The organism is Aeromonas sp. HMWF015 (genome assembly GCF_963878965.1).
Classification (GTDB): domain Bacteria; phylum Pseudomonadota; class Gammaproteobacteria; order Enterobacterales; family Aeromonadaceae; genus Aeromonas; species Aeromonas veronii.
Genome location: NZ_CAWNZT010000431.1, coordinates 3,260 through 10,069 on the forward strand (window position 1 = coordinate 3,260; position 6,810 = coordinate 10,069).

Below are 6,810 nucleotides of genomic sequence, written 5' to 3' on the forward strand. Positions count from 1 at the left end.
CGAGATACCGTTGAACTCGGTCTGATTGCCGCGCAGGTAGACGTCATACTCCTCGCCCCTGTCCACATAGGTGGTCTTGCTCGCCCCGCCCAGCAGGGTCTGCAAGCTGTTGGCCACGGTGGAGACCGGAATGCCGAGCTGGCTGGCGCTGTCGCGATTGATGGTCACCTGCAGCTCGGGAGTCTTCTCGGCATAGTCGAGATCCGGGCTCAGCATCAGGCCGCTGCCCTGCGCCGCCTGTTGCAGCGCCAACCCTTGCTGGTAGAGCTCGGCATAGTCGTTACCCTGCAGCACGAACTGCACCGGTGCGGTGGAGCCACCCCGGAAGCCTGGCTGGAAGGTGCGGATCATCACATCGGGAATGCCGGAGAGCTTGGCACCCAGCGAGCGGGAGAACTCGGTGGCGGTGACGTCGCGCTCGGCCCAGTCGGTGAGCTGGATGATCACCATACCGGTCTGATCGCCGCCACGGCCAAAAGCGGGGGTGCTGAAGCTCAGCGCCTGCACCACCCCTTTGCCCAGCATCGGCATGATGGCGGACTCCACCTGCTGCATGTTGCGCTTCATCCGCTCGATGCTGGTTCCCTCTGCCCCCTTGACGAAGACATAGATGACGCCGCGATCCTCGGTCGGGGTAAGGCTGGTCGGCAGCTGGGTAAAGAGGGCACCGATACCGCCCAGACAGAGCAGCAGCACCAGCGGCGTCCAGCGGGAGCGGCGCAGCACCCACGCCAGCAGGTGGCGATAGTGCCCCTCCAGCCAGCCGAGCCCGCGATCGAGCCCGGCGGTGAGTCGGTTCGGTTTATCCAGCGGGCGCATCAACCAGGAGCCCATGGCCGGAGTCAGGGTCAGCGCCACCAGCGAGGAGCAGAGCACCGCAAGCGAGAGCAGGATGGCAAACTCGGTAAAGAGCCGCCCCACCATGCCATCCATAAAGGCGATGGGGACGAACACCATCACCAGCACGGCGGTGGTGGCGATGACCGCAAAGCCCACCTCGCGGGTGCCGTGCCAGGCGGCCAGCAGCGGCGGCTCGCCCCGCTGCAGATGGTGGTGGATGTTCTCCACCACCACGATGGCGTCATCCACCACCAGGCCGATGGCGAGGATCAGCGCCAGCAGGGTGATGAGGTTGATGGAAAAGCCGAAATACCAGGCGCCGATAAAGGCTGAGATGAGCGACACCGGCACCGTAATGGCCGGAATGAGCGTGGTGCGCCCCTGCCCGAGGAACAGATAGAGCACCGCCACCACCAGCACGGCGCAGATGGCCAGGGTCTCGTACACCTCGTCGATGGCCTGCTTGATAAAGATGGTGGAGTCGTAATCTACCTCGAGCTTGGCCCCCTCAGGCAGGAAGCGCTGCATCTCACCGAGTTTCTTCTCGATCCCCTGCGCCACCGCCAGCGGGTTGGCGGTGGACTGGGCGACGATGCCGATACCCAGACTCTCTTTGCCGTTGCGCTGATAGGCGCTGTCTTCGTTCTTGGCTCCTACCTCCACATCGGCGATATCGGCCAGATAGACGCTCTGGCCGTTGGCGGCAGTGGTGACTTGCAGTTGCTGGAAGTCTTCCGCTGTGTGATAGAGACGGGCGATCTGCACCGCCATGGTCATGGAGTTGTTGCGGATCTCCCCACCCGGCAGCTCGATATTCTCCCGCTTGAGGGCCTCTTCCACATCGCTCACCGTGATGCCACGGGCCGCCATGTCGGCCGGGCGCAGCCGCACATACATCACCTGGGTGAGATCGCCGGAGAGCGCCACTTCACTCACCCCGTCTACCAGACTCAGGGGGTCGACCAGCACCCGGTTGGCGTAGTCGGTCATGGCGGTGCGATCCATCTGGCTGCTGCTGAAGTTGAGCCAGATCGCCACATCGCCGTTGCCGCTGTCCTTGGTCACCAGCGGCTCGTCCACATCATCGGGCAGCCGTGGCCGAGCGCGGGAAAGGGCATCGCGCACATCGGAGATCCCCTCCACCATGTTCCAGCCGAGCTTGAACTCGACGGTGATCATCGAGCGTCCCTTGCGGGTCATGGAGTTGATGTTCTTGATGCCGCTGATGCCGGAGAGCTGATCCTCGATGGGCTTGGTGACCTGACTCTCCATCACCGAGGGGGCCGCCCCCTCATAGGTGGTAGTGATGGAGACCGACGGGATCTGCACATCGGGCATCTCCCGCACCGTCAACTTGCTGAAGGCGACCAGACCAAACACGGTGAGCAGGGCACTGAGCACCACCGCCACCAGCGGGCGGCGAACTGAGATATCGGAGAGCCACATCAGCCGTTCACCTCGGCCAGATCGCGCACCTGCACCCCATCACGCAGATTGACCAGCCCCTCGACCACGATGCGATCGCCGACCTTGAGCCCCTCGGTGACCCAGACGGTCTCCCCTTCGGTCTCGCCGAGCACCACAGGCACCCGCTTGACCCGGCCATCGGCCTCGAGACGGTAAACAAAGCGCTGCTCACCGGCGTACTCCACCGACTGGGCGGGGATCAGGGTGAGCTGCTGGGCGGGCAGTGCCAGCTCCACATTGAGCAACATACCCGGACGCAACTGACCGTTGCCATTGGGGATCATCACCCGCGCCTTGATGTTCTGGGTATCGTTGGAGACACGGCTATCGAGGGTGGTCAGGGTCCCGCTGAAGTGCTGATCCGGCCAGGCAGTACTGGTGGCGGTGACTGCCATGCCCGGTCGCAGCAGGGAGAGGTAACGCTCCGGCACTGCCAGATCGAGACGCAGTTTGTCCAGTTCATCGAGATGCAGCAGGGTATCGCCGCTGTTGACCAGCGCCCCTTCGCTGAGATCAATCAGGCTCACGGTACCGGCAAAGGGCGCCTGCAAGGTACGCAGGGAGAGCTCGTAACGGGCGGCATCGAGGCGTGCCTGCACCTGGGCCACGGTGGCCTCCTGCCCTTCCAGCTCGGATTGGGTCACGGCGCCACGGGCCACCAGCTTGCGCATATCACTCAGCTTGCGGTTCTCGTCGCGCAGGCTGGCGCTCTGCTCGGCCAGCTCCGCCTGCTGCTTGCCCGCATCGAGCGCGATCAGGGTCTCCCCCTTCGCCACGCTCTGGCCAGATTGCACCGCAATCTTGACGATGCGACCGGTCACTTCGGGGCTGATGATGACGGAACGATTGGCTGCCAGCTTGCCCACCAGCTTGAGGGTCGGCTCGGCCAGACTCTGTTTGACGGTTTGAGTGCGGATATTGACCTGTCTGGTCGGTGCTTTGGCGGCGGGTTCGCTGTGACGCAGCGCCCAGACGCCGGCAACCACGATTAGAAGAAGGCCCAAGCCGAGCCAGATACGCATTTTCATCGAACAGTCCATGAAGAGTGAGAGGGTAAATCCAGATTGGGGCCATTTTAGCCCCAGACTATGCCGTGACTATGTATAAATGTGACAAAACGTAACAAGAGCGGGATAAGCTCACTCTGTTTCAGGTCGCGCCGTTTGTTTTCACGCCACATCGCATACACTAACGACAATTTCCTTCGCAACCCGACTGACTGCCTATGCCCAAAATGTCTGACCACCGCTTTCTCACACGCCTGACCTGGCTCCTGTTCGCCGTGGTCATCCTGCTGATTGGTCTGACCTTGCGGCAAAGCCTGAAACAGATAGAACGCCTCTACCAGAGCGATACCCTCAACAGCGCCATCTACCTGCGGGATCGGTTCAAACAGACCGAAGTGTTTCTGGAGGCGATGCGCGGTCAGGCCGAAGAGCGACTGCGCAGCGACCCCCAGTCGGTGCTCACCCGCCAGCTCTATCGCCATATCGAGGTACTGCAAGAGGGGCTGGCCCTCGACAAGCTCCCCGGTGATTTACCGGCCGGACTGGCGGGCAACCTCACCGGTGACGGCCCGCTGCCGCCCCCCGGCAGTGCGCGGGAGGCGCAACTTCATTTGGCCCTGAGCCTCTCTCCCTTGCTGGCCACTGCCAGCCAGCGCCTTGGCAGCGAGATCGCCTGGGCCTACTTCACCGGGGTGGACAACTTTATCTACCTCTATCCCTGGATCCCCTCCAGCCAGTTTCGTTTTGCCCGCAGCATCTATGACAAGCACTACTGGCAAGATGCGCTGATGTCACCCAACCCCAGCCGGGACACCATTCTCTCCCGCCCCTACGAAGATTTTGCCGGACTGGGCACCATGGTCACCATGTCACAGCCTCTCTACAAGGACGGCTCGCTGGTGGGGATGATCAGCATGGACATCCTGCTCTCACGCTTGCAATCGCAGCTCAATCAGCTGGCACCGGCGCTGGGTGAGTATCTGCTGCTCAATCAGTACCATCAGGTGCTGGCCAGCAGCGCACACCAACCCGTGGTGCCGCAAGACCCCGAGCCGACCGACGAATACCAGTGGCGGCAAGGGGCATTGCAGCTGACCATGGCCATCCCAGATACCCCGCTGCGACTGGTGCACAACGTCACCCTGCTGCCGCTGGTGTGGGCCATGCTCTGCCAGTCCACGCCGACCCTGCTTGCCATTCTCTTTATGCTGCTGGCCGCCCTCTCCAACCTGAGATCCCATCGTCTCAACCAGCGGCTCAATTACCTCTCCTGCCACGATGCCCTCACCGGTGCCTTCAACCGCCACTATTTGGTGCTGCTGGAGCAGACGGGCGATCTGGCCCGGCTGCAAGCGGGGATCCTGATGTTCGATGCGGATCACTTCAAACGGGTCAATGACAACTTCGGCCATGCCGTCGGCGATATCGTGCTGATCCGGCTGGTGCAGACCTGCCAGCAGCAGCTTAGGCCCACTGATCGCCTGATCCGCTGGGGGGGCGAAGAGTTTCTGCTGCTGATTGGCCGTGCTGATGCAACTCAGCTCGGCGAGCTGGCGGAGCGGCTGAGAAAGGCGGTGGCGGATCACGACTGGGCCGCCATCGAGCCCGGGCTGGAAGTCACCATCAGCCTCGGCTATCTGCCCCACCAGGAGAACCTTCCCCTGCACGAAGCGGTACGCCGCGCCGATGTGGCGCTCTATCAGGCCAAGGCTAACGGTCGCAACCGCAGCGAAAGATGGCAGGGTGACGCCTCCTGACTCTCGGAGTAAGCTGACCCCTCAACCCCTTTTTGGAGGACTGTCGTGCCACGTAAACCCCGCGTAGGGCTCGCTCTCGGGAGCGGCGCCGCCAGAGGATGGGCCCATATCGGCGTCATCCGCGCCCTTGAACGTCTCGGCATCAAACCGGATTTGATCGCTGGCTGCTCCATCGGCAGCTTTGTCGGTGCCGCCTATGCCGCCGGAGAACTGGATCGGCTGGAAACCTGGGTGCGCGGCTTTACCCGCTTGCAGGTGGTCAGCCTGCTCGACCCGGCCCTCTCCGGCGGACTGTTTCGCGGCGAAAAGGTGTTTGGCCTTGCCGCCAGCCATCTGGGGGATCCCGATCTCGAGAATCTGCCCATTCCCTTCGCCTGCATCGCCACCGAGCTCGATACCGGCCGCGAAATCTGGCTGCAACAGGGCCCGCTGCGCCAGTCGGTGCGCGCCTCCTGCGGCATGCCGGGGATCCTCACCCCGACCCGGGTCAACGACCGCTGGCTGGTCGATGGCGCCGTGGTCAATCCGGTGCCCATCTCGCTGGCCCGCGCCATGGGGGCCGAGGTGGTGATTGCGGTCAACCTCAACACCGACATGCACCAACCCTGGACCGACGAGCCGGATCAACCCGGCAGCGGCGGCCTGCTCAGCCAGTGGCTCAATCGCGGTGAGTCCGCGCCAGCCACCCCGGGTCTGTGGAGCGTGATGAGTGGCTCCATCAACATCATGCAGGAGCGCATCACCCGCGCCCGGATGGCCGGTGACCCGCCGGAGATCCAGCTCTGCCCGCGCCTTGGCAGCTTCTCCATCATGGATTTTCATCGCGCCAGCGATGCCATCAACGAGGGGGAAGCCTGCGTCGAGCGCAACCTCGATCAGCTCAAGGATGAACTGGGCCGCCTCGGGTTGCTGGGCAGTTAGTTGTCGACATGCTGTGGTTTAAAAATGAAAAAAAAGCGCCATTCGGCGCTTTTTTTTCAACTTACTTACCCGGTCACTCCTTACGGTAGAAGAGCAACCCGAGCAGAATCACCCCCACAGAGACCAGCAGATAGAGTCCCAGACTGGGATTGGTGATACCGCCATACAGAATGATGAGCGCGCCCAGGGTGGCGCAGGTCGGGATCACGAACCGCTTTATCCAGCCCAACTCGGTAAAGGTGCGCATGTACCAGACATAGAGGAACAGATAGAGGCCATAAATCAGCACGATCGGCATCTCGTCCAGGGCGATGTAACGACCGAATGTCTCGTTGATGCTGCAGTACCACAGCACTGAGTAGATCACCGACAACAGCGCTGCCGCGAGGGCCGAGTTGATTGGCATGTGGTGATGCGGTTCGATACGGCTCATCCACTTGGGGGCAGGACCCTGATTGCGGATCGCCAGCGAGTAGGGAATGCGCATGGTCGCCAACACCAGACCATTGAGGGTTCCGAGGCAGGAGATAATCACAAACACGGTCAAAATGGTCGAGGCAGTCCCGCCAAACAGGCTGGTTGTCGCGAGATTTACCGCGTTATCACCTTGCGCCACTATCTCGTCCGTCGGCAAGACACTGGCGATCCCCAGAAAATAGGTGACATAGACCACAAAGACTATCAGGGTGCCAATCACCAGCGCTCTGGGCAGATTCTTCTTGGAATCGCGAATTTCGCTGTTGATGGTCACGGCGGCAATCCACCCCTCATAAGCGAAGGCGGTGGCAACCACGGCCGTGGCCAGAGTGCCTCCGGTG

General features: G+C 62.2%; 5 protein-coding genes. 2 read left to right on the forward strand and 3 right to left on the reverse strand.

Going from position 1 to position 6,810, the window contains the following annotated elements; all coding sequences use genetic code 11:
- Together AACS18_RS22230 and AACS18_RS22235 are read right to left on the reverse strand one after the other, a co-directional pair.
- On the reverse strand, positions 1 to 2,286 hold a 2,286-nt coding region (locus AACS18_RS22230), incomplete at its 3' end, for an efflux RND transporter permease subunit (RefSeq protein WP_258228795.1).
- Positions 2,286 to 3,335 (reverse strand): efflux RND transporter periplasmic adaptor subunit, encoded by a 1,050-nt coding sequence (locus AACS18_RS22235; protein ID WP_181363357.1) that lies wholly within the window; start codon positions 3,333 to 3,335, stop codon positions 2,286 to 2,288. The genes AACS18_RS22230 and AACS18_RS22235, both read right to left, overlap by 1 nt.
- Positions 3,336 to 3,532: 197 nt before the next feature.
- Here AACS18_RS22235 and AACS18_RS22240 point away from each other — a divergent pair, with 197 nt between their 5' ends.
- Both AACS18_RS22240 and AACS18_RS22245 read left to right on the forward strand, forming a co-directional pair.
- Positions 3,533 to 5,071: a sensor domain-containing diguanylate cyclase gene (locus AACS18_RS22240; protein ID WP_108613352.1), complete on the forward strand. Its 1,539-nt coding sequence runs from the start codon at positions 3,533 to 3,535 to the stop codon at positions 5,069 to 5,071.
- A gap of 45 nt (positions 5,072 to 5,116) precedes the next feature.
- Positions 5,117 to 5,992, forward strand: a complete 876-nt coding sequence (locus tag AACS18_RS22245) for a patatin-like phospholipase family protein (protein ID WP_108613353.1) — start codon at positions 5,117 to 5,119, stop codon at positions 5,990 to 5,992.
- Positions 5,993 to 6,065: 73 nt separating this feature from the next.
- Here the strand turns inward: AACS18_RS22245 and AACS18_RS22250 are convergent.
- A partial coding sequence (locus tag AACS18_RS22250; RefSeq protein ID WP_146184821.1) for an APC family permease occupies positions 6,066 to 6,810 on the reverse strand: 745 nt, incomplete at its 5' end.

Excerpts from the sequence above, each read along its gene's own strand:
- AACS18_RS22240 (WP_108613352.1), top strand. The coding sequence starts at position 3,533 with ATGCCCAAAATGTCTGACCACCGCTTTCTCACACGCCTGACCTGGCTC.
- AACS18_RS22235 (WP_181363357.1), bottom strand. The coding sequence starts at position 3,335 with ATGAAAATGCGTATCTGGCTCGGCTTGGGCCTTCTTCTAATCGTGGTT.